This is a genomic window from Kingella bonacorsii (genome assembly GCF_016623605.1).
Taxonomy (GTDB): domain Bacteria; phylum Pseudomonadota; class Gammaproteobacteria; order Burkholderiales; family Neisseriaceae; genus Kingella_B; species Kingella_B oralis.
In genome coordinates, this window is the sequence record NZ_JAEHNZ010000001.1 from 234,344 (window position 1) to 258,047 (window position 23,704).

General features: G+C 52.6%; 26 protein-coding genes. 8 read left to right on the forward strand and 18 right to left on the reverse strand.

Features of this window, described 5'->3' with window-relative positions; translation table 11 throughout:
- Positions 1-346: 346 nt before the first annotated feature.
- Together JDW22_RS01220 and JDW22_RS01225 are read left to right on the forward strand one after the other, a co-directional pair.
- Complete coding sequence (locus JDW22_RS01220; RefSeq protein ID WP_235964661.1) at positions 347-901, forward strand: type IV pilin protein; 555 nt, start codon at positions 347-349, stop codon at positions 899-901.
- Between the two features lies 1 nt (position 902).
- On the forward strand, positions 903-1,358 hold the full coding sequence (locus JDW22_RS01225; protein WP_200521127.1) for a type IV pilin protein: 456 nt from the start codon (positions 903-905) through the stop codon (positions 1,356-1,358).
- A gap of 64 nt (positions 1,359-1,422) precedes the next feature.
- Here JDW22_RS01225 and JDW22_RS01230 read toward each other — a convergent pair whose 3' ends face one another.
- From JDW22_RS01230 to glmM, 3 genes are all read right to left on the reverse strand, one after another.
- Entirely contained in the window at positions 1,423-2,526 is a 1,104-nt protein-coding gene (locus JDW22_RS01230) for an anhydro-N-acetylmuramic acid kinase (protein WP_200521128.1), read from the reverse strand.
- Between the two features lie 74 nt (positions 2,527-2,600).
- Positions 2,601-3,308: a DedA family protein gene (locus tag JDW22_RS01235; protein WP_200521130.1), complete on the reverse strand. Its 708-nt coding sequence runs from the start codon at positions 3,306-3,308 to the stop codon at positions 2,601-2,603.
- Positions 3,309-3,407: 99 nt separating this feature from the next.
- Positions 3,408-4,736 (reverse strand): phosphoglucosamine mutase, encoded by a 1,329-nt coding sequence (glmM, locus tag JDW22_RS01240; protein ID WP_200521132.1) that lies wholly within the window; start codon positions 4,734-4,736, stop codon positions 3,408-3,410.
- A 233-nt stretch (positions 4,737-4,969) separates the two neighbouring features.
- Here glmM and pyrB point away from each other — a divergent pair, with 233 nt between their 5' ends.
- The 5 genes from pyrB to JDW22_RS01265 all read left to right on the forward strand — a co-directional run bounded on the left by pyrB (position 4,970) and on the right by JDW22_RS01265 (position 9,159).
- Positions 4,970-5,890: an aspartate carbamoyltransferase gene (gene pyrB / locus JDW22_RS01245; protein ID WP_200521134.1), complete on the forward strand. Its 921-nt coding sequence runs from the start codon at positions 4,970-4,972 to the stop codon at positions 5,888-5,890.
- Positions 5,891-5,977: 87 nt separating this feature from the next.
- On the forward strand, positions 5,978-6,436 hold the full coding sequence (gene pyrI, locus JDW22_RS01250; RefSeq protein WP_200521136.1) for an aspartate carbamoyltransferase regulatory subunit: 459 nt from the start codon (positions 5,978-5,980) through the stop codon (positions 6,434-6,436).
- A gap of 108 nt (positions 6,437-6,544) precedes the next feature.
- Positions 6,545-7,111, forward strand: a complete 567-nt coding sequence (locus JDW22_RS01255) for a Uma2 family endonuclease (protein ID WP_200521137.1) — start codon at positions 6,545-6,547, stop codon at positions 7,109-7,111.
- Between the two features lie 104 nt (positions 7,112-7,215).
- Positions 7,216-8,685, forward strand: coding sequence for a ribosome biogenesis GTPase Der (der, locus tag JDW22_RS01260; protein ID WP_200521141.1), 1,470 nt, complete (start codon positions 7,216-7,218; stop codon positions 8,683-8,685).
- Between the two features lie 273 nt (positions 8,686-8,958).
- Positions 8,959-9,159, forward strand: coding sequence for a hypothetical protein (locus JDW22_RS01265; protein ID WP_200521142.1), 201 nt, complete (start codon positions 8,959-8,961; stop codon positions 9,157-9,159).
- A gap of 109 nt (positions 9,160-9,268) precedes the next feature.
- Here JDW22_RS01265 and aroC read toward each other — a convergent pair whose 3' ends face one another.
- From aroC to dut, 6 genes are all read right to left on the reverse strand, one after another.
- On the reverse strand, positions 9,269-10,363 hold the full coding sequence (gene aroC, locus JDW22_RS01270) for a chorismate synthase (RefSeq protein WP_200521147.1): 1,095 nt from the start codon (positions 10,361-10,363) through the stop codon (positions 9,269-9,271).
- A 229-nt stretch (positions 10,364-10,592) separates the two neighbouring features.
- Complete coding sequence (locus JDW22_RS01275; protein ID WP_003796098.1) at positions 10,593-10,994, reverse strand: DUF805 domain-containing protein; 402 nt, start codon at positions 10,992-10,994, stop codon at positions 10,593-10,595.
- Positions 10,995-11,434: 440 nt separating this feature from the next.
- Positions 11,435-13,219, reverse strand: a complete 1,785-nt coding sequence (locus tag JDW22_RS01280) for an ABC transporter ATP-binding protein/permease (RefSeq protein WP_200521930.1) — start codon at positions 13,217-13,219, stop codon at positions 11,435-11,437.
- A gap of 205 nt (positions 13,220-13,424) precedes the next feature.
- Positions 13,425-15,656, reverse strand: coding sequence for a TonB-dependent siderophore receptor (locus tag JDW22_RS01285; protein ID WP_407929573.1), 2,232 nt, complete (start codon positions 15,654-15,656; stop codon positions 13,425-13,427).
- A 234-nt stretch (positions 15,657-15,890) separates the two neighbouring features.
- Positions 15,891-16,541: a 5-formyltetrahydrofolate cyclo-ligase gene (locus JDW22_RS01290; protein WP_200521148.1), complete on the reverse strand. Its 651-nt coding sequence runs from the start codon at positions 16,539-16,541 to the stop codon at positions 15,891-15,893.
- Positions 16,541-16,993 (reverse strand): dUTP diphosphatase, encoded by a 453-nt coding sequence (gene dut, locus JDW22_RS01295; RefSeq protein ID WP_200521150.1) that lies wholly within the window; start codon positions 16,991-16,993, stop codon positions 16,541-16,543. Before dut ends, JDW22_RS01290 begins: the two co-directional genes overlap by 1 nt.
- Before the next feature lie 177 nt (positions 16,994-17,170).
- Here dut and JDW22_RS01300 point away from each other — a divergent pair, with 177 nt between their 5' ends.
- Entirely contained in the window at positions 17,171-18,451 is a 1,281-nt protein-coding gene (locus JDW22_RS01300; RefSeq protein WP_207748797.1) for a malic enzyme-like NAD(P)-binding protein, read from the forward strand.
- 164 nt (positions 18,452-18,615) lie between these two features.
- Here JDW22_RS01300 and JDW22_RS01305 read toward each other — a convergent pair whose 3' ends face one another.
- The 9 genes from JDW22_RS01305 to JDW22_RS01345 all read right to left on the reverse strand — a co-directional run bounded on the left by JDW22_RS01305 (position 18,616) and on the right by JDW22_RS01345 (position 23,695).
- Entirely contained in the window at positions 18,616-18,966 is a 351-nt protein-coding gene (locus JDW22_RS01305) for a hypothetical protein (protein WP_040558618.1), read from the reverse strand.
- 87 nt (positions 18,967-19,053) lie between these two features.
- On the reverse strand, positions 19,054-19,491 hold the full coding sequence (gene nusB / locus JDW22_RS01310; protein WP_200521152.1) for a transcription antitermination factor NusB: 438 nt from the start codon (positions 19,489-19,491) through the stop codon (positions 19,054-19,056).
- Positions 19,492-19,553: 62 nt separating this feature from the next.
- Positions 19,554-20,012 carry a 6,7-dimethyl-8-ribityllumazine synthase gene (gene ribH / locus JDW22_RS01315; protein ID WP_003796087.1) on the reverse strand — a complete coding sequence of 153 codons (459 nt, stop codon included), beginning with the start codon at positions 20,010-20,012 and terminating at the stop codon, positions 19,554-19,556.
- Positions 20,013-20,049: 37 nt separating this feature from the next.
- The gene (locus tag JDW22_RS01320; RefSeq protein WP_200521153.1) at positions 20,050-20,376 is read right to left on the reverse strand and encodes a DUF2185 domain-containing protein; all 327 of its coding nucleotides are present in this window, start codon (positions 20,374-20,376) and stop codon (positions 20,050-20,052) included.
- A gap of 97 nt (positions 20,377-20,473) precedes the next feature.
- Entirely contained in the window at positions 20,474-20,956 is a 483-nt protein-coding gene (gene folK / locus JDW22_RS01325; RefSeq protein WP_200521155.1) for a 2-amino-4-hydroxy-6-hydroxymethyldihydropteridine diphosphokinase, read from the reverse strand.
- Entirely contained in the window at positions 20,953-21,399 is a 447-nt protein-coding gene (gene smpB / locus JDW22_RS01330) for an SsrA-binding protein SmpB (protein ID WP_200521162.1), read from the reverse strand. The genes folK and smpB overlap by 4 nt, the downstream gene beginning before the upstream one ends.
- 113 nt (positions 21,400-21,512) lie before the next feature.
- Positions 21,513-21,935, reverse strand: coding sequence for a type IV pilin protein (locus tag JDW22_RS01335; protein ID WP_003796080.1), 423 nt, complete (start codon positions 21,933-21,935; stop codon positions 21,513-21,515).
- Positions 21,936-21,949: 14 nt separating this feature from the next.
- Positions 21,950-22,600: a pilus assembly PilX family protein gene (locus tag JDW22_RS01340; RefSeq protein WP_200521168.1), complete on the reverse strand. Its 651-nt coding sequence runs from the start codon at positions 22,598-22,600 to the stop codon at positions 21,950-21,952.
- A 24-nt stretch (positions 22,601-22,624) separates the two neighbouring features.
- On the reverse strand, positions 22,625-23,695 hold the full coding sequence (locus JDW22_RS01345) for a PilW family protein (protein WP_200521169.1): 1,071 nt from the start codon (positions 23,693-23,695) through the stop codon (positions 22,625-22,627).
- Between the last annotated feature and the right edge of the window lie 9 nt (positions 23,696-23,704).

The following is a 23,704-nucleotide window of genomic DNA, read 5'->3' on the forward strand; positions in this document are numbered from 1 at the left end:
GATGCACCTGTAATGCGGTTAAACGAGACAGCGATTTAGGGTACGCGCACACGCTTAACATAACAATAATTATATTGATTGGTTCAATCTGGTTAAACGCTGGGTTTGTGGAGAAAGGAAACGCCAAGATAACCGAAAGAATTAACAAAAACAAGCGGTATGTAAAAAAAAATTATCTCTGTCAAATAAAGGGTAATATGATTATTAAAAATTAAAAAAATTAAGATTTTGAGAATTTAATTGCGCAAATAAGCGAAAAATAATTTTTAAATCTATTTATTTCGCTAAACTGGCTAACCTGCATTAAAATTGCTTGATTGGATGCACACACGAAAATTATTTTAATTTGAAAGATTGGAAAAAAATGAAACTGTCTTCGCAACAAAAAGGTTTTACATTGGTTGAATTGTTGGTTGCTATTGCAATCATAGGTGTTTTGGCTGCTTTGTCTTATCCATCTTATTTAAGCTATATCCGCCGTGCGCGTTTAGATAATGCGCGTGCCATGATGTCGGATACTGCGCTGGCAATGGAACGTTACTATGGGCAGCATCAGACTTTTTGCCAAGCAAGCGGCGCAACAGGTTGCACCCCGCCTACCGTAACTTTTGTTACTAAGAATAATGCTTCCACTACGCCTACAACAGGTATTACGGTTACAGTAGATAACGATAACTATAATTTCTCAATAGTTAAAGCAGATACCAACAATTATGTATTAAAAGGTGCGCCAAAAGCTGGCTTATATTCAGCAGATGATTTGGCTACCAATCAGCTGATTCTGTTCTACGATTCTTCTGTTCCTGCCTTTGTTCGTTGTACGAGCAGTGGTGCAAATAGTTACCTTACTATATCGCCTACCAACCCTAATGGTCCTGACGGCTGCGAAGTGATGCAATAACATGAAAGCAAAAGGCTTTACTTTGGTTGAATTGTTGGTGGTGATAGCCATCATCGCGGTTTTGGCGGTGGTGGCTTATCCGCTTTACAACAATTATGTGAAAAATGCGCGGCTAAGCGAGGCGCATCAGGCGATGATGGACAATGCGCAGGCGTTGGAGCGTCATTATGCGAATCATGCCAACTTTAAGAAAAGCAGCACGCAATGGGTGGATTTGCCGATTACGCAAACGCCTTATTTCTGCATTCGCATGCTGGGCAACCCGCGCGGCACGGAAAGCGAGGCGGCGTATAGCATGAAGGCGGTGTCGTTTGATAAGAACAGGGAGGCGCGGGTGTTGATTCATGCGCATGATGGCACTTCGCTGGTGTGTGAGAGCAGCAAGACAACGTGTGATGAAACGCCTTTTTTTAATAATGCTATGCGGGTGGATTCGGATTGTCGCCCGTATCCTTGATGGAGCAGTTGGCAACAATAATAGGCAGCCTGAAAACGGTTTATCCCATTTTCAGGCTGCCTTTTTATGCGAAATAGCCTGCGCCAAGAATAAGCGGCTTGTGTGCGCCTGTGGCGTGGTGGGGGTTGGAGGGGGTTTGGTTTACCCAGCAGGCGGCAAGCCATGCGAAGGCGGCGGCTTCTACCCATTGGGGATTGAGGTTTAGGCTTTCGGTGCTATGTAAGGCGATGTTGTGTGGGGCGAATAGTTCGGCAAGCGTGTGCATTAGGGTGGTGTTTTGGATGCCGCCGCCGCAGATGTAGATGTGGCGCGTGTTTGAGGCAGCCTGAAAGATGGCATCGGCGATGGTTTCGGTGGTGAATTGGACGAGGGTGCGTTGCACGTCAAAAGGGGATTCGTTGCCGCTTAGATAGCTTTGCAGCCACGTGAGGGAGAAGAGTTCGCGCCCTGTGCTTTTGGGCGGTGGCAGCCTGAAATAGGGGTGGGCTTTCAGGCTGCCTAACAGGCGGGGCAGCACTTTGCCTTGCGCGGCTTTTGCGCCGTTGGCATCGTAGGGCTGTTGCCAAACGTGTTGTGTCCATGCGTCTAGCAGCATGTTGCCTGCGCCTGTGTCGAAGCCGATGGGGGGTTGGTTGGGGGCGAGCAGGCTGATGTTGGCGATGCCGCCGATGTTGAGTACCACGCGGGTTTCGGCTGGGCTGGCAAACAGGGCTTGGTGGAACGCGGGAACGAGTGGCGCGCCTTGCCCGCCTGCGGCAAGGTCTCTGCTGCGAAAATCGCCAATGGTAAAGATGCCTGTGCGCTCGGCGAGCAGGGGGAGATTGACCAGTTGGATGCTGTATTGATGTTCGGGGGCGTGGCGGATGGTTTGCCCGTGGCAGCCGATGGCGGTGATGTTTTCAGGCTGCATTTGGCTGTGGGCAAGCAGTTGGTGGACGGTTTGGGCGTAGATGTGGCTGAGCTGTTGGGCGAGGATTTGGCTGCGGTGCAGTTCGTTTTCGCCGATGTTTTGCAGGGCGAGCAGTTCGGTTTTCAGGCTGGCGGGGTAGGGGACAAAGCTGTGGGCGAGGGCGCGTTGCCATTGCTTGCCTTGCATGGCGATGAGTACGGCATCTGCGCCGTCCATGCTGGTGCCTGACATGATGCCGATGTAGTGTTGGGTGGGCATGGGGTTGTCCTTTGGAGGTAAGACGGTATAGATAGTTTTCAGGCTGCCTTTTGGGGTGAGGCAGCCTGAAAACGTTATTTGCTGTGTGATTGTTGTTGGGTGGATTGTTGGGCTTGCGGTTGTTTCGCTTCGCGGGTGAGGCGGCGTTGGCGGCGTTTTTCCAGCAATTCGTCGCGGCGGGCGATTAAGCCTTGGCGACGGTGGTAAAGATGGTAGCCCGCCCATGCCGCGCCGATGGCGCAGACGATGTATAAGCCGTATTGGAATTGGTGGACTTGCTTCATCAGCCAGTCTTTATTTTCTGCGCCGAAGTGCCCCAAATACACCCAAAGCGGCACGGTTAAGATGGCAGCCAGACCGTCCATCATCAGCCAGCGCAGAAAGGACACTTTGCCGCTCATGCCTGCCACGAGAAACATGGGGCTGCGCAAGCCCGGCAGAAAGCGGGCGACAAACATCACGCGGTTGCCGTATTGGTCAAATTTTTGGCGGATAAGGGCGTAGCGTTTGGGGTTGAGCATTTTGCCAACGGGGCGAAATTTGAGAATTTGGTTGCCATAATGCCTGCCAAGCAGAAACATAATGCCATCGCCCACCAACACGCCCAGCACGCCGGTAACCGCCATAAAGTGTACGTTTTTGTAGCCCAAGCCTGAAATCACGCCGCCTGCAACGAGGGTAACGTCTTCGGGGATGGGAATGCCAAAGCCGCAGAGTATCAGGATGAAGAACACGGCGACGTAGCCAAATTGGATAAAGAATTGTTCTAAAAAGACGAGCATGGTGGTTTGCTTTATTGTTGGGGTTGATGGGGCAGCCTGAAAAGCAGAGTGGGGGGCGTTTGCCTTGTTTACAAGTTTTCAGGCTGCCTTATAGGCGGTTTACGGCTGGATGGATTGGGCAATCCGCTGGGCGCATTGTTCGGCAATCATCGCACTATCGGCTTCTACCATCACGCGCACAACGGGTTCTGTGCCCGATGCGCGCAGCACAATGCGCCCTCGGTCGCCCAGCTCCTGCTCGGCTTGCGCCAACGCCGCTTGCGATGCGCTTTGCCAGTCTTGCCCTTTTTCAATGCGTACGTTAATCATGGTTTGCGGATAGGGCTGCCAATCTACGGCAGTTTCTAAATCTTGCCCCAATTCGCGCAGCGCGGCGAGCACTTGCAGGGCGGAGATTGTGCCATCGCCTGTATTGTGTTTGTCTAGGCACACGATATGCCCCGAGGATTCGCCGCCGATAAGCCAGTCGCGCTCGTGCAATTGTTCCAGTACATAGCGGTCGCCCACTTTGGCGCGGGCAAAGGCGATGCCACGCGCGACAAGGGCTTTTTCCATGCCCAAATTGCTCATCACCGTGCCAACCACGCCGCCAAAGGCGAAACCTTGCGCGGCGCGGGCTTTGGCGATGATGTAAATCAGCTTATCGCCGTCGTACACCACGCCGTTTTTATCCACCATCATCAGGCGGTCGCCGTCGCCATCCAGCGCGATGCCGTAATCTGCATCGTTTTGTAACACGGCAGCTTGCAGCGTTTTGGTGTAGGTTGCGCCGACTTTATCGTTGATGTTGTAGCCATTGGGTTCATCGCCAATGCTGATGACTTCCGCGCCCAGCTCGTGGAATACTTTGGGCGCGGTGTGATAGCCTGCGCCGTTGGCGGTATCCACCACCAGTTTCAAGCCGTATAAATCCAGATGGCTGGGGAAGGTGGATTTGCAAAATTCAATGTAGCGGTCGGCTGCGCCTTCGATGCGGCGGGCGCGCCCAAGCTGGCTGCTGGGCAGCGTGCGCAAGTCTTTTTCCAATTCGGCTTCAACGGCTAATTCCATATCGTCGCTCAGTTTTACGCCGCCTTCGGCGAAAAATTTGATGCCGTTGTCGCTATACACATTGTGCGAGGCGGAAATCATCACGCCGCCGTCCAAGCGCAGGGCGCGGGTTAAATAGGCGATGGCGGGCGTGGGCAGCGGCCCGGTTTGCACCACGTTTACCCCGGCGGCGGTGAAGCCTGCCACCAGCGCGGTTTCCAGCATATAGCCCGAAATGCGCGTGTCTTTGCCGATGATAACGGTAGGTTTATGCCCCGCATCGTGTTTCACCAATGCGCTGCCAAACGCGCTGCCCAGTTTGAGCACAAAATCGGGGGTAATGGGAAATTGCCCGACTTCGCCGCGAATGCCGTCGGTACCAAAATATTTTCTTGTCATGATGTGTTCGCTTGTGAGAATTTTCAGGCTGCCTGAAAAGGAGTTTGATAGGGTATCTTGACGAATTTTGCCGATTGTAAAGAATTTGCAATCACCGCGCTATTCAGAAACTGACATTTTACGGCATTTTGCATTTCAGGCTGCCGCCGTGTAAAAAAATGTAAGCACATTAAAAAAAATATTGCTATAATCCCGCCGTTTGTCCGCTCGGACCGCATACAAAGGAAACCGCCATGTCTAATCCGTTCTACCAAAAACACATTATCTCCATCGCCGATTTGACCGACGAAGAGCTGCTGTTATTGCTCAACACCGCGCTCAAATTGAAAAGCGAACCCAATCCCAGCTTGTTAGATGGCAAACTCATCGCAAGCTGTTTTTTTGAGCCGTCCACACGCACCCGGCTTTCGTTTGAAACCGCCGTGCAACGCTTGGGCGGCAAGGTAATCGGCTTTGCCGACGGCGCAAACACCAGCGCGAAAAAAGGAGAAACGCTTGCCGACACCGCGCGCATCATCAGCAGCTACGCCGATGCGATTATCCAACGCCATCCGCAAGACGGCGCGGCGCGCGTAACCGCCGAGTTTTCGCATGTGCCCGTGCTCAACGCGGGCGACGGCACCAACCAGCATCCCAGCCAAACCCTGCTGGATTTGGTAACCATCCACGAAACCCAAGGCAGCCTGAAAAACCTGAAAATCGCCATGGTGGGCGATTTGAAATACGGGCGCACCGTGCATTCGCTCGCGCAGGCGCTCAAACGCTTCGGCTGCGAGTTCGCCTTTGTGTCGCCGCCCACGCTCGCCATGCCCGACTACATCACCGAAGAGCTGGACGAAGCGGGCGCGGCGTGGCAAATCTTCCCCGATTTGGAAAGCGCGGTGGCATGGGCAGACATCCTTTACATGACGCGCGTGCAACGCGAACGCTTCGACGAACAAGAATTCGCCAAAATCCAAGGCAAATTCAATCTGCACGCCGATATGCTCGCCAACGCCAAACCCAATTTGCGCGTGCTGCACCCGCTGCCGCGCGTGGACGAAATCCACCCCAGCGTGGATGCCACGCCCTACGCCTATTATTTTGAACAAGCCACCAACGGCGTGTTTGCGCGGATGGCGATGTTGTCGCTGGTGTTGAACGAAACGGTTTAACCTGCTTTATCAACATCCATTAGGCAGCCTGAAAATGAGTAAGGCGCGTTTCAGCGAAGTTCAAATCTGATACACAAGGAAATCACCATGAAAAGCAAACAATTAAGTGTAGAAGCCATAGAAAACGGCACCGTTATTGACCACATCCCCGCAGGGCTGGCGCTCACCATCCTGCGCCAATTCAAAGTGCTGCATCACGGCAGTGCGGTAACCGTGGGCTTCAACCTGCCCAGCCACTCGCAAGGCAGCAAAGACATCATCAAAATCAAAGACGTAATATTCAGCGAAGCCGATGCCAACCGCCTTGCCTTGTTCGCCCCCGAAGCAATTGTGAATTTGATTCAAGATTTTCAAGTGGTGCAAAAAATGCGGCTCACGCTGCCTGGTACCATCAGCGAAGTGTTTAGCTGCCCCAACGCCAACTGCGCCAGCCACAGCGAACCCGTAACCAGCCGTTTTTATGTGCGCCAACAAAACGGGCAAACCAAGCTCAAATGCCATTATTGCGAGAAAACCTATGCCCGCGAAGCGGTTGCCGAGGCGTAGAACCGCAAAATAGGCTACAATGCGCCGCAATGTTTTCAGGCTGCCTAATGTGATACGCAATAGGCAGCCTGAAAAATACCCTGCGACCCCACAAAAGGCAGCCTGAAAATGAATACGCTTACCCAAACCCCAAGCCAAATCAGCGAAGCCGACTACCTAGCCCGCTACGCCCAAGAAAGCGACACGCGCTACGAATACATCAACGGCGAAATCTGGGCGATGGCAGGCGCATCACGCAACCACAACATCATCGCAGGCAATGCCTATGCTGCTTTGCACAGCCAGCTCAAAAACCATCCCTGCCAAGCGTTTATCAGCGATTGGCGCGTGCAAGCCCAGCATAATTATTACTACCCCGATGTCGTAATAGATTGCCAAGCTCAAGGCAACTCAGCCAGCCAACCCGTGTTGATTATTGAAGTTTTATCCGACAGCACACGCCAAACCGACTTAACCCTCAAACTACACGACTACCGCCAAATCCCCAGCTTGCAAGAATACATCGTGCTAGAACAAAACTTTATGGCAGCCCTTGCGTATCGCCGCAGCGACGGCTGGAAAGCCACCAGCTACACCCAAGCCAGCGACACCATTTCGCTTGCCAGCATCGGCTGCACGCTATCGCTTGCCGAGATTTATGCACGAGTGGAATTTGAAGAAAAACGAGCCGTTTAGGCAGCCTGAAAACGCATCCCACCCATTTAACCAACCCGTGTTTTTCAATGAAACACCTGCTCGCTGCCCCCTAATTGAGGCAGCCTGAAACAGAAAGAACCCTTATGAAACCCACCATCGCCCTAGTCGGCCGCCCCAATGTGGGCAAATCCACCTTGTTCAACCGCCTCACGCGCACCAAAGACGCGCTGGTACACGACCTGCCGGGTTTAACCCGCGACCGCCATTATGGGCACGGAAAAGTGGGCAGCAAGCCCTATCTGGTTGTGGATACAGGCGGTTTTGAGCCCGTTGTGGACAGCGGCATTTTGCACGAAATGGCAAAGCAAACCCTGCAAGCCGTGGATGAAGCCGATGCCGTCGTGTTTCTGGTGGATGCGCGCACAGGCTTAACGCCGCAAGACAAAATCATCGCCGACCGCCTGCGCCAATCGCCACGCCCCGTGTATTTGGCGGTAAACAAAGGCGAGGGCGGACGGCGCGACGTGTTGGCGGCAGAGTTTTACGAACTGGCGCTGGGCGAACCGCACGTGATTTCAGGCGCGCATGGCGACGGCGTTTACTATCTGATTGAAGAAATTCTGGAAAATTTCCCCGATGCCGACGAAACGCAGCCTGAAAACAAACATCCCGTGTTTGCCGTTATCGGCCGCCCCAACGTGGGCAAATCCACGCTGGTGAACGCCATTTTGGGCGAAGAGCGCGTGATTGCGTTTGACATGGCGGGCACCACGCGCGACAGCATCCACATTGATTTTGAGCGCGAAGGCAAGCCGTTCACCATCATCGACACCGCAGGCGTGCGGCGGCGCGGCAAAGTGGACGAAGCGGTGGAAAAATTCTCCGTGATTAAAGCGATGCAAGCGATTGAAGCGGCGAACGTTGCCGTGTTGGTGCTGGACGCGCAGCAAGACATCGCCGACCAAGATGCCACCATTGCAGGCTTTGCACTGGAAGCAGGGCGCGCGCTGGTGATTGCCGTAAACAAATGGGACGGCATCAGCGAAGAGCGGCGCAACGACATCAAGCGCGACATCGCCCGCAAGCTGTATTTCCTTGATTTTGCGAAGTTTCACTATATTTCCGCGCTGAAAGAACGCGGCATAGACGGCTTGTTTGACAGCATTCAGGCTGCCTATAACGCGGCGTTTATCAATATGCCCACGCCTAAAATCACGCGCGTGCTGCAAAGCGCGGTGGAACGCCAAGCTCCGCCCCGCGCAGGCTTGGTGCGCCCCAAAATGCGCTACGCCCACCAAGGCGGCATGAACCCGCCCGTTATCGTGATACACGGCAACTCGCTCGGCGCGATTTCCGACAGCTACACGCGCTATTTAACGCAAACCTTCCGCAAAGCGTTTAACCTGCAAGGCACGCCGCTGCGGATTCAATACAACGTGGGCGAAAACCCCTACGAAGAAACCGCCGCGCAAACCAAAAACAAACCGCTGCGCCGCGCAACATTGAGCAACCGCATTGCCAAGCGGGAAAACCGCAAAGACGAGAAAGTGCGCAACAGCGGCGGGAAAGTGAAAAAACGGCAGGTGAGCGTGAAGAAACGGCATCAGTCGTGAAGCGGTGGCAATAAAAGGCAGCCTGAAAACGAGAGTAGGTTTTCAGGCTGCCTTTGGTGTGCGTGAGGCATCGGTTGGCATATTTACCGCACCACAAACCAACCGCCACCAAAACAATCAGCAACGTCAACCCGCCGATAATGGTCTGCTTGCGCGTGGGTTTGGGCGCGGTTTGCTGTATCCAGCCGAGTTTGCGCCCGAGCCAGAAAATCAGCGCAAAGTCCATTTAATCAGCAGGGCGAGGGCGTCGATAATCAGGACAACAGGTCTGCCATGTCGGTTTCCTTTTTTCAGGCTGCCGTTACGCGGTGCAAAGGCAGTCTGAAATCTTTGCGCGGCGGGTTTAAATTGGTGGTGCGCCGGTTGGCGGCTTATCGCTTGCCGGCTGGTTTGATTTTTGTTTTGGATTTTCAGGCTGCCTCTGCTGTATGCGGTAGGCAGCCTGAAACCGAAATGGAATGGCGCGTTATATAAAACGGTTTTTGCTAGCGGGCAGATGTGCCCCAAGAGTTGCGTATTTTCAGCTTTACTGCTTCGCTTGTTTTTCAGGCTGCCTCTGCATCACGCAAAGGCAGCCTGAAAACTATCTGCGTTCAATATCGGGCGTATCCACGCGCACGTCGGCGTTTTGCGCGCGGTGGCGCAGCGCGTGGTCCATCAGCACCAGCGCGAGCATGGCTTCGGCAATGGGGGCGGCGCGTAGCCCCACGCAGGGGTCGTGTCGCCCGTGGGTGGCGAGGGTTACGGGGTTGCCGTGAATATCGATGGATTGGCGCGGGGTGGCGATGGAGCTGGTGGGTTTGATGGCGAAGTTGGCGGTGATGGTTTGCCCTGTGGCGATGCCGCCGACGATGCCGCCTGCGTGGTTGCTGGCAAAGCCTTGTGGCGTGAGTTCGTCGCCGTGGTAGCTGCCGCGTTGGGCGACTACGCCAAAGCCGTCGCCAATTTCTACGCCTTTGACGGCGTTGATGGACATCAGCGCGTGGGCGATGTCGGCATCTAGGCGGTCAAACACGGGTTCGCCCAAGCCTACCGGCACGTTGCGGGCTTCTATGTGCAGCTTTGCGCCCACGCTGTCTAGCGATTTGCGCACGCTGTCCATATAGGCTTCCAGCGCGGCGATTTGTGATTGGTTGGCGGCAAAAAAGGGGTTTTGCGCGATGTAGGCTTCGTTTTCAAAGGCGATTTCGTGTTCGCCCACTTGCGTTACCCAGCAGATGATGTGGGTGCCGAATTGTTGGCGCAGCCATTTTTTGGCAATTGCGCCTGCGGCGACGCGGGCGGCAGTTTCGCGGGCAGAGCTTCTGCCGCCACCGCGATAGTCGCGCGTGCCGTATTTGTGCCAATAGGTGTAGTCGGCGTGGCCGGGGCGGAATTGTTGGGCGATGTTGCCGTAGTCTTTGCTGCGCTGGTCGGTGTTGCGGATGAGCAGGACGATGGGGGTGCCTGTGGTTTTGCCGTCAAACACGCCTGATAGGATTTCTACTTGGTCGGCTTCGCGACGTTGGGTAACGTGGCGGCTGGTGCCGGGTTTGCGGCGGTCTAGGTCGGGCTGGATGTCGGCTTCGGTGAGCGCAAGATTGGGCGGGCAGCCGTCGATGATGCAGCCGATGCCTGCGCCGTGGCTTTCGCCAAAGGTGGTTACGGTGAAGAGTTGTCCGAAGGTGTTGCCTGCCATGATGTGCTTTCTGGTTGTGGGTTGGGAGGGCAAATTTTAGCATAAAGGCAGTCTGAAAGCGGGGCGGGGGCTTTTCAGGCTGCCTTTGTGGGGTGGTAATAGTGGTGGGCAACGAGTTGCCTGTTTTACGGTTGGGGATAGTGAGGCAGCCTGAAAATGTTTTTAAATGCTGTTTTAGTTTCGCTGAAACTCGCTTCGCTCGTTTTCAGGCTGCCTTTTGCGGTGCGGGTTAATATTCTTCATATTCTTCGGCTGGTATGGGGTCTTCTCCGAAGAAATTGTTGCCTTTGGTGCCTTTTTTGAAAAAAAGAAGTATTAAACAAAGCAAGAAAACGGGTGGAGTAAGAAGGGAGAAAAATACAATCAGAATCCACCAGCCTGAAAAGTCCATATCGTGCAAACGGTGTACGGTAACGGCAAGTGATGGTAGGAATGTGATGAGTAAATAGATAAATAGCAGCATTGCAACGATGTCAAAAGCGTTATTTCGGGAAAAGAAAGTATGAATCATCAAGATTATAAGAACAGCCAGCACCAATATATGAATCAGCATATATAGCCAGTATTCTGCTCGGCGGGCTCGCCCGCTAAATTCGGCGTATTTGTTCAAAGCGGCTAGATACCAGCGCATGGTAGTGTTCCTTGGATTGGGGTTCAGAAATGAAAAAATCGTGCGATTGTAATTGCGGGGGCGGGAGAGGTGTCAAGGACAGAGGGAGAATTTTCAGGCTGCCTTTGCGATGGGTGAGGCAGCCTGAAACGTTGGTGCTGGTTATAAAGGGTTGATGCTACACGGGGTGCAGGGGCAAGCCCCTGCTCGTGGTAGGCGGCGAAACGCCTGCGCTGGCAAAGATAGGAAATGTTGAAAGGCAGCCTGAAAACGTTAAATGCTTGGGCGCGCTATTTTTGTTGATTGCTTGAATGTGATGAACAATGGTGGGCAACGAGTTGCCCACCCTACGAGTTGGGTTTGGGCGCAAGCGTAAGGCAGCCTGAAAACGAGCGAAGCGAGTTTCAGCGAAGCTAAAACAGCATTTAAAAACATTTTCAGGCTGCCTTTTGCTTGCGGCTTTACCCGCAATCCATCGGTGCGGCAATTTCTATGCTGGTATCGTGGAAGGCATCCAGCGTGCCGCGGTGTCCGATACTGACGATGATGCTTTGCGGCAGGCGTTGGCGGATTAGGGTGTAAAGATGGGCTTCAGTGGGCTCGTCGAGCGCGGAGGTGGCTTCGTCTAGCAGGATAAGCTGGGGCTTGGCGAGCAATACGCGGGCAAAGCCGATGCGTTGCAATTCGCCAGGGGACAGGATGTGCTGCCAGTCTTGCTCTTCGTCTAGCCGCTCGGCAAGGTGGGGGAGTTGGCAGTCGTTGAGCGTGGCGATTAGGGTTTCGTTATCGGCTTGGATATTGGGATAGCACAACACGGTTTTCAGGCTGCCTTGCGGAACGTAGGCGCGCTGCGGGATAAATAGGGTGTGGGCTTTTTCAGGCTGCCATACGTTGCCGCTGCTGCCAAATGCCCATAAGCCTGCGAGCATGCGCAGGGTGGTGGTTTTGCCGCAGCCTGATGGGCCTTTGATGAGCAGGCTTTGCCCTGCGGCAGCCTGAAAATTCAGGTTATCCAGCAGGATGTCGCCGTTGGCGCGGTAGATGGTGGCGTTTTGGATTTTCAGGCTGCCTTGCGCGGTTTGGCGTTGCGGTTGTTGGTTGTGGTGCGGCTCTTCCATGCTGATCATAAAGCCGTATAAACGCTCTAAGCGGGCGCGGTAAACGGTGAAGCGCCCGTAAAACAGGCGGAAAAACGACAGTGCTTGCTGCAAGCGGGCGAAGGCTTGCACGGTTTGTTGGATGTCGCCGAGCTTGATTTGCCCTGCAAACAGGCGCGGGGCTTGCAGTAGAATGGGAAAGAGTTTGATGCCGCTGGAAAACATGTCGTTGAAGCCGCTTAAAAACACACTTTGGCGGGCGATGCGCCATTTGTTGCGGATGATGGCGGCGAAGCGTTGGTTGAGCGATTGTTTTTCCTGCCCTTCGCCGCCGTAAAAGGCAACGGATTCGGCGTGGTCGCGGATGCGAATCAGCGAATAGCGGTAGTCGCCGTTGAGCTTTTCGTTTTCATAATTGTGATGAATCAGCGGTTTGCCTATCCACATGGCAACGAAGGTGGCAAGGATAACGAAAATAAACACAAAATAAACAATGCCATGCGAAATATTGATGCCAAACACGGTGAGCACACCCGCCAAGCCCCACAGCACAATGGCAAATTCTAGCGAGGTAAGCACGGAATTGAGCATGCCGCGCACAAATTCAATGGTGGAAACGATGAAATCTTGCGCGTCTTGCTGGATACGTTGGTCAATGTTGTCGGGGGTGTGGCGTTTGCTTTGCAGGCGGTAGTAGTTTTTGTCGCTAAGCCAGCGTTGAATCAGCACGGCGTTGAGCCGTTCGCTCCATTTGATGGCGATGGCTTGGTCAAAAAAATCGTTTACCGCGCCGTTGAACGCCCGCAGCAGCACCACCGCCGCATTCATGGCGGCAAACAGCCAAAACGCGCTGGCGTTCATTTCTTGCATGGAGGTGTACAGCCCGCTGGTCATAAAGGTGCTGAACACGTTGAGGCGCACTTCGGTGAGCAGCAGCACAATCATGGCGGAAATCATCAGCAGGGCGCGTTGTGCAGTTTTTTTGTCTAAACAGGGGCGCAGGACGTGCCAAAATTCGCGCCCAAAGCGGGTGTATTTGAGCAGCCAGACAACGATAACAAGGATAAGGGCAACGCTGACAAAAGTTTGCAACAGCCAGAAGGGCGTGGCGAAGAGTTCTTGCTGCCATTTGGGGAGTTTGGTGGGCATGATGGGATGGGGGAGTGATGCAGCCTGAAATCTAAAATGGCGCGGCGAGGGCTCGCTGCCAATTGTTTGATTGAACAGGTCTTTGCTGGTTGGTAAGATGCCGGCGAGCCGCCGACGCTCCATCGGTTACAGGTTCTCAATAAAGATACCGAAAGGCAGCCTGAAACGGTTTTCAGGCTGCCTATTTATGCGCGCAAGGCGTTCATCAGAACGAATAATCCGCTTTCAACCAGAACGTGCGTGGCATGCCGACTACGGCAAAGCTGCGGTCATATTGCCCGCGCTGCACTTGCCAGTAGTTTTTGTTGAACACGTTTTCCACGGCGCCGCTCACGGTGAGCGTGTTGCGCTCGCCGAATTTTTTGGCATAGCGCGCGCCGACATCCACCAGCGTGTAGCTTGGGAAAGCGTATTTTTTCTGCGTGTCTTGGTACGATTTGCCGTAATACTGCACGTTGGCGTTCAGCGTGAGCCCTTGCACAAACGGCGTATCCCATTCGATGCCCGCCTTGGCAATCACGCGCGGGCTGGCGACTTGCACGCCGTTAATCAGCATGTCGCGCGAGTTGGGATAGTTTTTCAAATCGGCGCGCAAATACATCAGGCCGAAGCTGGGGCGCAGCGTTTTGTTCAGCAAATTGCCGTACACGTTGAACTCGATGCCGCGGTTGCGCTCGGTGCCTTGCTCATCGCCCGCTGCGCCGCCTTTGGCTTTGTATTTGGCAAAATCGGATTTGTTGCCATAGGTTAAGCGACCGTTGGCGTTGGTTTGACCGCGCCAATAGCCAGGGCGTTTGATTTGGAACAGGCTCAAAGTCGTTACCACATCGCCCCAGTTTTTGCGCACGCCCAATTCAAATTGACGGCTTACGCGCGGTTTTGCCATGGTGGTGTTGCCATCATCATCGGTTTTGATGTCGGCGGGTTCAAGGTCTTGCATATAGTTGCCATACACCACCAAATCGGGCGAGGGCAGCCACGCCGCCATCAGCATGGGGCTGATGCGGTGCGATTTGCCTGTTTCATTGGCTTTTTTATCGGTGTATTCAACGTGTTGTAAACGCCCGCCAACGGTGAGGCGCAATGTGTTATCCAAGAAACCCAACGTGTCGGACAACGCCAAGCTGTTCACTTTAATCCGCGCGTCTAAGTTGGCAGAATTTTCCCAAGTATTGGGGTAATCGGGTTTAAACGCTTCTAATTGCCCTGCGATATTGCCACGCTCGGGGTAAATGGTGGCGGTGCTTCTACCCGCTGCGGTGCCGCGATAGGTGGCGCGTTGGCGGATGATGCGGTCAAACGCGGTGCTCCAATTGTGTGAAACGGGGCCGGTGTAAAACTCGCCACGCGCCGATAAATTCATGCTCAATGTGCGGAAATATTGGTCGGTTAGGCGAGCGGTGCCTGTGGTGTATTGGTTGGCGGTGTTGCACGTGGCGGTGGCGGTGCGGCAAACGGTGGGGGAAATCAGCGTGCCGTAGTAACGCGCTTTGTTGTAGCCGATGCCGCCTGTGATTTGGAAGCTGTGGTCGGTGTCGTATTCAAACGTCAGCATGTGGGTTTGCCCCACGGTGTTTTGCCAGTTCCACGAGGGCAGCAGGTTGGTTTTGCCATCGGGCGCGCCATACAGCTTGCCTGCGGCGTTTTGAATGTCTTGCATACGGGCGCGGCCGCCGTTGGTTTTGCGTTTGGCGTACACGGTATCCAATGCCACGCGCAATTTTTCGCCGCGGTAATCGGCGTTCAGGGCGAATTCTTTGTCGTCTTCTTTGTAGCCGTCGCGCGGGGTGTCGCCGTGGCGCAGTTTGGCGTTGGCGCGGATGCCGAATTGTTTGCTATCGCCAAAGCGCTGCCCGATGTCGGCGGTGGTTTGCAAGCGGCTGTTGCTGAACCATGCCAAGCCCACTTTGCGGTTGCCTTCGTCGCTGGCTTTTTTGGTTTCAATGTTCAATGCGCCTGAAACCGCGCCTTCGGGGTCCATGCCAGTTACGGCGGTAGATGCGCCTTTAATCAGCTGTGCCGAGCCAACGTGCACATCTGCTGTGCCTTGCGTGCCATACATGCCCGCCAAGCCGTTTACGCTAAATTGGCGTGCGTCTAGCTGGAAGCCGCGGAAATACAAGCCTGTGAGCGTGTTGCTTTCGCCGCCAAACGCCATCACGGAAGCGTCGGTGCTGGCGATGGCATCGGTGAGCGTGCGGGCTTGTTTGTTGTTGATGCGTTTTTCATCGTAATTGACCACGGTGATGGGCGCGGTGAAGGCGTTGGCGCGGCCGAGCAGGCTGAGGTTTACGCGGTCGCGCATATCGCCGTCGCTGGCGATGGAATACGAGCGCGCGGCGTGCACCGTTTTGCGGTCGGCTTTAACGGTTACGTTTTGCAGAGTTTGCGTTTGCGCTGCGCCGGCTTCGGACTGCGCGGCGGTTTCAGGCTGCATGGCGCTGTTGTCGCCGTTGTCGGCGATGGCGAATTGGGCGAAACCCAAGCCGAGCAGGGCGAGTGTGATTTTGTTTAATTTCATGATTGGATTTGTTAAGGTTGGTTAAAAAGCGCGCAGATTATAGCAGAAGTACAAGGCGGTAATGCAAATTAGTTTTATTTGTTGTGCGGCGGCGTTTGGTGGATGGTTGCAGGACAATATAGGCAGCCTGAAAACGCCTTTGCTCGGTTTTCAGGCTGCCTTAAACCGCCACACGCCGCGCTCGCTGGCAAAATACTGCACGCGAATATCGTGGCGTTGCGCGGGCAGCTGGGGCAGGCTTTGGCAGGCGAATCCTGCGGCGACGGTTTGCGGGCACAGGCTGCGCGGGGTGGCGGCGAGCGTGCAGTCGTAGTAGCCGCCGCCTTGCCCGAGGCGATAGCCCTGCGCGTCTATGCCCACGATGGGCAGCACCATAATATTGAGCGATTTTGCGCGGATTTTGTCGCCGCGAAACTGGGGCACTTGGATTTGGCTGCGGCGGCGGGGGCGTTCGGGGCGGACGGTTTTCTTCGTTTTCAGGCTGCCTAATCGCATAACAGGATGGGGCGTGAACCAGAGTTTCAGGCTGCGCGGGGCGATGTAGGGCAGATAGACTTGCGCGCCGCGTTGCATTGCGGCGCGGGCGAAGTCGTCCAGCCGCAGCTCGCTGCCGATTGCCCAATACACAGCGATGCGTTTGCCGCGTTTGATAAAGCGTTTGAGCTCGCGGTTGATGCGGCACTCGGCGGCGCGGCGGGCGTTTTCAGGCTGCCTTTTGCGGGCAAGGCGCAGCGTGCGGCGGATATCGCGTTTGCCCGCTTGCGGCGATAGGTTTTCAGGCTGCCGAAACAGGGCGTTCATCAGCCGCGTCCTGTGCTGCCGAATCCGCCTGCGCCGCGCTCGCTGCCGGCGAAGTCGTCCACAATTTCAAACTGCGCCTGCACCACGGGCACGATGACCATCTGCGCGATGCGGTCTAGCGGGGCGATGGTGAAATCGGCTGGGCTTCTGTTCCACAGTGACACCATCAGCTCGCCTTGGTAGTCGGAATCGATTAAGCCGACTAGATTGCCCAGCACGATGCCGTGTTTGTGCCCCAGCCCCGAGCGCGGCAGGATGGTGGCGGCGAGGTTGGGGTTGGCGATGTGGATGGCGATGCCGGTGGGGATGAGCGCGGTTTCGCCTGCGCGAATGGTTTGCGGCGCGTCGATGCAGGCGCGCAGGTCCAGCCCCGCGCTGCCCGATGTGGCGTATTGGGGCAGGTGTTCGGCGATTTTGGGATTGAGGATTTTGAGTCGGATGGTGGGGTTCATGCGGTGTTTCCTTGTTTGGCGCGTTGAGGCAGCCTGAAAAGGCGCGACGAACGGGATGCCGTTTGCGGTTTTCAGGCTGCCTGAAAAACTGTTATGATACCGTAAATTTTTCCCCATGTTCTGTTAGGCAAATGTAAACCAAACAGATTTTTCTAACCGTCTGCAAAGGCACACATCATGAAAATAGATGAAAAATTGAAACAAGCCGCATTGGCGTTTCACCAATTTCCCGTTCCCGGCAAAGTGAGCGTAACGCCAACCAAATCATTGGCAACGCAGCAGGATTTGGCGTTGGCGTATTCCCCCGGAGTTGCCGCGCCGTGCATGGAAATCCACGCCAACCCTGCCGATGCCTACAAATACACCGCCAAAGGCAATTTGGTGGCGGTAATTTCCAACGGCACAGCGGTGCTGGGCTTGGGCAACATCGGCGCGCAAGCGAGCAAGCCCGTGATGGAAGGCAAGGGCGTGCTGTTCAAAAAATTCGCGGGCATTGATGTGTTTGACATTGAAATCAACGAACACGACCCCGACAAGCTGGTGGACATCATCGCCGCGCTGGAACCCACCTTCGGCGGCATCAATTTGGAAGACATCAAAGCGCCCGAATGCTTTTATATTGAGCAAAAATTGAAAGAGCGCTGCCACATCCCCGTGTTCCACGACGACCAACACGGCACGGCGATTATCACCGCCGCCGCCGCCATCAACGGCTTGCGCGTGGTGGGCAAAAAACTGGAAGACGTGAGCCTTGTGGTTTCGGGCGCGGGCGCGGCGGCGATTGCCTGCACCAATTTGCTGGTGTCGCTGGGGCTGAAACGCGAAAACGTTACCCTGTGCGACAGCAAAGGCGTGATTTACCAAACGCGCGAAGACCGCGAACGCATGGATGCCACCAAAGTGCGCTACGCTATTGCCGACAACGGGCAGCGCACCTTGGCGGATGCCGTTGCGGGCAAGGATATTTTCTTGGGGCTGTCGGGCGCGGATTTGTTGTCGCCCGAAATGCTGAAAACGATGGCAGACAAGCCTTTGGTGTTTGCCATGGCGAACCCCAATCCCGAAATCAAACCGCCCGTTGCCAAAGAAGCGCGAGCGGATGTGGTTATCGGCACGGGGCGCTCCGATTATCCGAACCAAATCAACAACGTGTTGTGCTTCCCATTCTTGTTCCGCGGCGCGTTGGACTGCGGCGCAAGCGAAATCAACGAAGCGATGAAAAAAGCGGCGGTGTATGCGATTGCCGATTTGGCGCACGAACCCGTGCCCGAAGCGGTGCGCACGGCATACCAAAACCGCGATTTCACCTTCGGCGCGGAATATCTGATTCCCACGCCGTTTGACCCGCGCCTGATTTCGCGCATCGCGCCTGCGGTTGCCAAAGCGGCGGCCGAAAGCGGCGTGGCGGCGCGTCCGATTGCCGATTTGGCGGCATACGCGGCGAGCTTGGAAAAATAAACGCCGATTGATTTTGCTAAACATCAAGGCAGCCTGAAAACGGGAATAGGCGTTTCAGGCTGCCTTTTTATATCGGGCAGAGCAGGGGGCGATGGCATGCGGTTGCATGGCATTATCCGCAAAACAAAACCCGTTTCAGGCAGCCTGAAACGGGTTTAACCGCATTATGGTTGATGGTTTTGCCCAGAGCCTGCCGAGCGTTTATGCGGAACGGCATTACTGCGCGCCAGCAGCATCAGGCAGCCTGAAAACACCATGCCCAGCGCGATAAACGGCGCAGTCGCGTATTCGTATTCGTTCACCAAATACAACACGCCGCCGATATACATCAGCAACGGCGCAGATACAACAGTCTGCTTGTTAAACCCGTCCAACGCGAACACCAACACGCCCGATGCAAACAGCGCAAAGGCGACGATGTTCGCCGTGCTGGGAAATAAATCCATGCTTTTGAGCAGCCACAACGCGCCCGCGATAATCAAAAACAGCGGCAGCGCAAGCGATGATTGTTTCATAGACATTCCTTTCTGCCGGATAAGGCAGCCTGAAAATGATTTTTCGGATGCCGTGAGCCTTGCCCGCTAGCTACGCCGAACGGCGTTTCAGGCTGCATCACGCCGTTTCGGGTCGTTGGGGCGAAGCTGCGCCACCAATTTATCCAAAATACCGTTAATAAATTTATGGCTATCTGTGCCGCCAAAGGTTTTGGTTACTTCAATCGCCTCGTTGATAATCACGGGATAGGGTGTTTCGGGCATGGCTTTCAGTTCGTGCACCGCCACCAGCAGTACGCTGCGCTCAATCGGGTTAATCAGGTTTTCATCGCGGTCCAGCAAGGGACGGATGATTTGCATGTATTCGCGCTGATTGTTGTGCGCGCCGAAAAAAATCGCGGTAAACAATTCGCCGTCGGCATGGCGGTAATCGTTGCTTTCGCGGATGTGTTGCGCCACCTCGGGCGCGGGGATTTTGTTCAACGTCACTTGATACAGGGCTTGCACGGCAAATTCGCGCGCGCGTCGACGGGGAGAAACTCGCATAATCGTCCTTTCCGTTTTAGCTTCGCAGAAGCTCGTAAACTCGCTTTCAGGCAGCCTGAAAATTATTCTTCATCCAAATCGTTTAACAAATTTGCCAACTCCACCGCCACAATCGCCGCGTCGCTGGCTTTTTCCTGAATGCGCGCGTGCGCTTGCTCGTCGTTTTCGGTGGTCAAAATCGCGTTGGCAATCGGCACATTAAAATCCAAGCCCACGCGCGATACGCCCGCGCCTGATTCGTTGGCAACCAGTTCAAAATGATACGTTTCGCCGCGAATAACCGCGCCGATGGCAATCAGCGCGTCATACGATTCGCTTGCCGCCATGTTTTGCAGCACCAGCGGCACTTCCAGCGCGCCGGGCACGGTCGCCAGCGTGATGTCATCATCCGCCACGCCCAGTTCCAGCAATTTTTTGCGAGCCACATCCACCATCGCGCTGCCCACTTCATTGGTGAAACGCGCTTGCACGATGCCGATTTTGAGACCTTGTCCATTCAGATTAGGAGCGATTGTTTTCATGTGTTTTCCTTCTTAGTCAAAATAGGCAGCCTGAAAATCATGCTTGCGGCTGCCAATCGGTAACGGGGGTGTAGCTTTCGCTGGCATCATCCCATTCCCACGCGCCCGCGTTTTGTTGCATCAGCGGCGCAATTTCAGGATGCGCGGTTAGAATTTGGCTCAATGGCAAGGTTTCGTAGTTCGCCGAATCGTTGGCATAAGCGTCATCTTCCGCGCCGCTGAAAAAACGCCAGCCGCTGTCGTGTTCAAACGCAGCCGCTTCGCGATACAAAAAGCCGATGGCTTCATGCTGTTGGCTCACTTGCTTGCTCACGATGGCGTAGCTTAATGCGTTGGAAAGGGCTTGGGTAAAGGGATTATTCATGGTGCGTGCGGTAGAAAAAAGCGCGGATTATACGCGCTTATTGTGTTTTCAGGCAGCCTGAAAGCGAGTTTACGAGCTTCTGCGAAGCTAAAACGGATTAGGCAATCTTTTCAATGCCCGCGCTGCCTAATTTTGCGGCAAGCTGTTGCGCCGTGCCAAAATGGGCAATTGGATAATCGGGCGCGATTTCCGCCAAGGGCAGCATCACAAAACCGCGCTCGTGCGCACGGGGATGCGGAAGCTGCAATTCAGGCGCATTGCTGATGGTTTGCGTATAGTCAATAATGTCCAAATCCAACGTGCGCGGCGCATTGCGAAAACTACGCTGCCGCCCAAACTGCTGCTCAATTTGCTGCAACTGTTGCAATAGTTCCATTGCAGAATAACTCGTTTCAACTAGCGCAACCGCGTTGATAAAGTCGGGCTGTTCGGCATAGCCAACGGGCGCAGTGCGATACAGCGAAGAGCTTTTCAGGCTGCCTATCTGCGGCAAAGCCACCACCGCAGCAAGTGCATTCTGCACCTGCGCGATGGGATTTTCCAGATTGCTGCCAAAAGCGATAACGGCGGTATTCATCATCGGGCATGCTTCATTAAACGTTGTTTTTCGCGTTTCCAATCCGCTTCTTTGGATGATTCGCGCTTGTCGTGCAGTTTTTTGCCTTTTGCCAAACCGATTTCCGCTTTGATACGTCCGCGCAAATAATGCAAGTTCAGCGGCACGACGGTGTAGCCCGCCCGCTCGGTTTTGCCGATTAGCTTATTGATTTCTCGCTGATTCAACAACAATTTTCGCGGACGAACAGGATCGGGTTTAACGTGTGTAGAAGCGGTTGGCAGCGGAGTAATGTGGCAGCCAACCAAGTAAAACGCATCGCGTTTCCAATAAATATAACTTTCTTTGAGCTGCACACGCCCCGCGCGAATGGCTTTCACTTCCCAGCCTTCCAACACCAAACCCGCTTCAATTTGTTCTTCAATAAAATAATCGTGAAATGCTTTGCGATTGTTGGCAATAGACATAAATAATTTTCCTAATTCAATAATCGTGCAATTTTAGCAGAAAACAAGATTTTCGGCGGAGAGTATAAAATAAAACAAGCTGATAATTGCATATCAGCTTGTTGATTGAATAATTAAAACGCTTCGCAATTGCTTGGTTTGGTTGCCGTTGCGCTGCCTGTTAAGCCTTTACAACGGTAAACAGAGCTATCACTGTCAATCCAAATTCCGTATTTGTGCCCACTGGTTTTGGGAACTGCTTGCAAATACATTTTCTTATTCTCCACCATACGAGAAAAAGTATATTTTTGCGTGTCATTCAGAGCAGGAACATTCGTTGTATCAGCAAGAATATCTGCCAAACTTGCACGAGGATTAACCAGCTTTTGCGCTTCTATCGATTGGCGAAATGAAAGCATTTGCTGTTTAGCTTCTGCTAAGTTTGCTTTCTCTATATAATTTTGATATGCAGGTAGTGCAAAGGCAGCAATTATCGCCAAAATAGCAATTACAACCATCAGTTCAAGAAGAGTATACCCAAAGACTCTATTATTCATATTCAGGCTACCTTTTATTTTTTATTTAATAATTCAAGATAGGTCTGTAGCGTAACAACCGTATCTTTATTGTTACCATGAGCACGCGACGTTACACGGAAGTAATCCACATTGCCTAATTTTGCATCTGTTTTATTACCTAAATATTCAATAATATAGCGTGTATCAGTACCTGCTACAGCTTTACAAGCGGGCTTGCAATCTGTGTCCAATATTGATTTACCTTTTCCTGATGCTGTTGAATTAATCTCACATCGTTGATTTATATCTACTACTCTACCATTTACTTGACAGCGCTCCCAAGCAGGATAGTTAGATTGTTGTTCGCCTTGGTCATATTTAAACAGTAAATCCCTACTATCTACTTTATAAGTATCTTTTGCAGGCGCACATAAACCATTATCACATGTGGCTCTAAAAAATTGCTCACCAGTATTTCCATTCGTTCTATTTGAAGGGTTAACCCAACCTTTAATAATGGCTTCAGCATCTAGCAAACCTTGCTCAGCAAGAGAAACAGCATATTTTCTATCTGCTTCATTTGTACTCATTCGCATTTCAGTATTTGATGATTGGCTTGTTGCAATAACCAGCAATGCAATAACCAACATAATTACCATAACAATGAACAAGGAAAAGCCACCTTGATTATATCTGTTCTTCATGTTTGCTCCTAAATTAATATTCTGTTATACAGGAAAGATTTTAGAACATACATTACCTGCACGTATGGTTGCATTAATAATATATGGGGTATCGCTTGTTGCATTGGGATATCTATAGCTAAGTGTTAATCTTAACCCAGCAGGTAAACCTTTTAGTTTTCCATCGGTAGTTAATGCATTGTCTGTAAAAATAAATTTCTCTTTATTGTAATCATTTACATTAGCTGAATCATTTTTACAATCTTTTACATAGATAAATTGTGATTTAATATCTGTTACATTTTGAACTAACAATTGAGGTCCTTGCCATTTCCCTTCAGCATTTAAATCATAACGTAATAAACTTGGTACATTATTGATCGTTGCAACAAGATATGCAGCAGCATATAGTTTACTTAATGTAAATTCCCCTTTATTCGTACCTAGATTAGCACCCTTACCAGATTGATTATCTAAGTCAAAGTTTGGAGGATTTTGATTTATTGCATGTGTTGCGAACGCATAAGAACAACTACTCATTACAAGTGTGTTTTTTGCTCTTGCAGAATTTGCTGCAATAGTTTGATTTAATTCAGGCAGTTGTGCGTCAGAAATTTTCGTAGTATTGGTTGCATTGTTAATAGCAACGCCAGCTGAATCTTTACCATAAATGAAAAGAACACCACCTTTTATATTGGATAACCCCGTTGTATTAATGCCTGCTCCTGCGAAATCAGTACCTGCTTCTAAAACTTTTATACCAAACCCGCTATACTGACCACTACCATCAGCATTATCTGTAATAGCAATAAGTCTTTTTTCTGCATCAGCAAAATCATTAAAGTCAAATTTATTACCGCTAATTGCAGAACTATAACAACCAAACGAGCCCGTATTACGTGCATCACGTGTAATGCTTGAAGCTGCATTACGTAAATTCTGTTGTGTATCTAGGCGTTTTTGTGCGTTATTGCTGAGTTTGCGTGTGATAAAATAAGTGCTACCAGCCGCACTAATTACAATTATTGCCAATGCACTAGCAACTAAAAATTCTATCAAAGTAAAACCTGAATTTTTACGAGAAGACAAAAATGAATTATTTTGTGTTGTTTTCATGTTAAAACC

Excerpts from the sequence above, each read along its gene's own strand:
- JDW22_RS01340 (WP_200521168.1), bottom strand. The coding sequence starts at position 22,600 with ATGAAGAACAGATATAATCAAGGTGGCTTTTCCTTGTTCATTGTTATG.
- JDW22_RS01235 (WP_200521130.1), bottom strand. The coding sequence starts at position 3,308 with ATGCTCGTCTTTTTAGAACAATTCTTTATCCAATTTGGCTACGTCGCC.
- pyrI (WP_200521136.1), top strand. The coding sequence starts at position 5,978 with ATGAAAAGCAAACAATTAAGTGTAGAAGCCATAGAAAACGGCACCGTT.
- JDW22_RS01275 (WP_003796098.1), bottom strand. The coding sequence starts at position 10,994 with ATGCGCTGGTATCTAGCCGCTTTGAACAAATACGCCGAATTTAGCGGG.
- JDW22_RS01290 (WP_200521148.1), bottom strand. The coding sequence starts at position 16,541 with ATGAACGCCCTGTTTCGGCAGCCTGAAAACCTATCGCCGCAAGCGGGC.
- folK (WP_200521155.1), bottom strand. The coding sequence starts at position 20,956 with ATGATGAATACCGCCGTTATCGCTTTTGGCAGCAATCTGGAAAATCCC.
- JDW22_RS01345 (WP_200521169.1), bottom strand. The coding sequence starts at position 23,695 with ATGAAAACAACACAAAATAATTCATTTTTGTCTTCTCGTAAAAATTCA.
- ribH (WP_003796087.1), bottom strand. The coding sequence starts at position 20,012 with ATGAAAACAATCGCTCCTAATCTGAATGGACAAGGTCTCAAAATCGGC.
- JDW22_RS01335 (WP_003796080.1), bottom strand. The coding sequence starts at position 21,935 with ATGAATAATAGAGTCTTTGGGTATACTCTTCTTGAACTGATGGTTGTA.
- pyrB (WP_200521134.1), top strand. The coding sequence starts at position 4,970 with ATGTCTAATCCGTTCTACCAAAAACACATTATCTCCATCGCCGATTTG.
- JDW22_RS01320 (WP_200521153.1), bottom strand. The coding sequence starts at position 20,376 with ATGAATAATCCCTTTACCCAAGCCCTTTCCAACGCATTAAGCTACGCC.
- dut (WP_200521150.1), bottom strand. The coding sequence starts at position 16,993 with ATGAACCCCACCATCCGACTCAAAATCCTCAATCCCAAAATCGCCGAA.
- JDW22_RS01285 (WP_407929573.1), bottom strand. The coding sequence starts at position 15,656 with ATGCAGCCTGAAACCGCCGCGCAGTCCGAAGCCGGCGCAGCGCAAACG.
- glmM (WP_200521132.1), bottom strand. The coding sequence starts at position 4,736 with ATGACAAGAAAATATTTTGGTACCGACGGCATTCGCGGCGAAGTCGGG.
- JDW22_RS01225 (WP_200521127.1), top strand. The coding sequence starts at position 903 with ATGAAAGCAAAAGGCTTTACTTTGGTTGAATTGTTGGTGGTGATAGCC.
- JDW22_RS01255 (WP_200521137.1), top strand. The coding sequence starts at position 6,545 with ATGAATACGCTTACCCAAACCCCAAGCCAAATCAGCGAAGCCGACTAC.
- nusB (WP_200521152.1), bottom strand. The coding sequence starts at position 19,491 with ATGCGAGTTTCTCCCCGTCGACGCGCGCGCGAATTTGCCGTGCAAGCC.
- smpB (WP_200521162.1), bottom strand. The coding sequence starts at position 21,399 with ATGTCTATTGCCAACAATCGCAAAGCATTTCACGATTATTTTATTGAA.
- JDW22_RS01300 (WP_207748797.1), top strand. The coding sequence starts at position 17,171 with ATGAAAATAGATGAAAAATTGAAACAAGCCGCATTGGCGTTTCACCAA.
- JDW22_RS01230 (WP_200521128.1), bottom strand. The coding sequence starts at position 2,526 with ATGCCCACCCAACACTACATCGGCATCATGTCAGGCACCAGCATGGAC.
- JDW22_RS01280 (WP_200521930.1), bottom strand. The coding sequence starts at position 13,219 with ATGCCCACCAAACTCCCCAAATGGCAGCAAGAACTCTTCGCCACGCCC.
- der (WP_200521141.1), top strand. The coding sequence starts at position 7,216 with ATGAAACCCACCATCGCCCTAGTCGGCCGCCCCAATGTGGGCAAATCC.
- JDW22_RS01305 (WP_040558618.1), bottom strand. The coding sequence starts at position 18,966 with ATGAAACAATCATCGCTTGCGCTGCCGCTGTTTTTGATTATCGCGGGC.
- JDW22_RS01265 (WP_200521142.1), top strand. The coding sequence starts at position 8,959 with ATGTCGGTTTCCTTTTTTCAGGCTGCCGTTACGCGGTGCAAAGGCAGT.
- aroC (WP_200521147.1), bottom strand. The coding sequence starts at position 10,363 with ATGGCAGGCAACACCTTCGGACAACTCTTCACCGTAACCACCTTTGGC.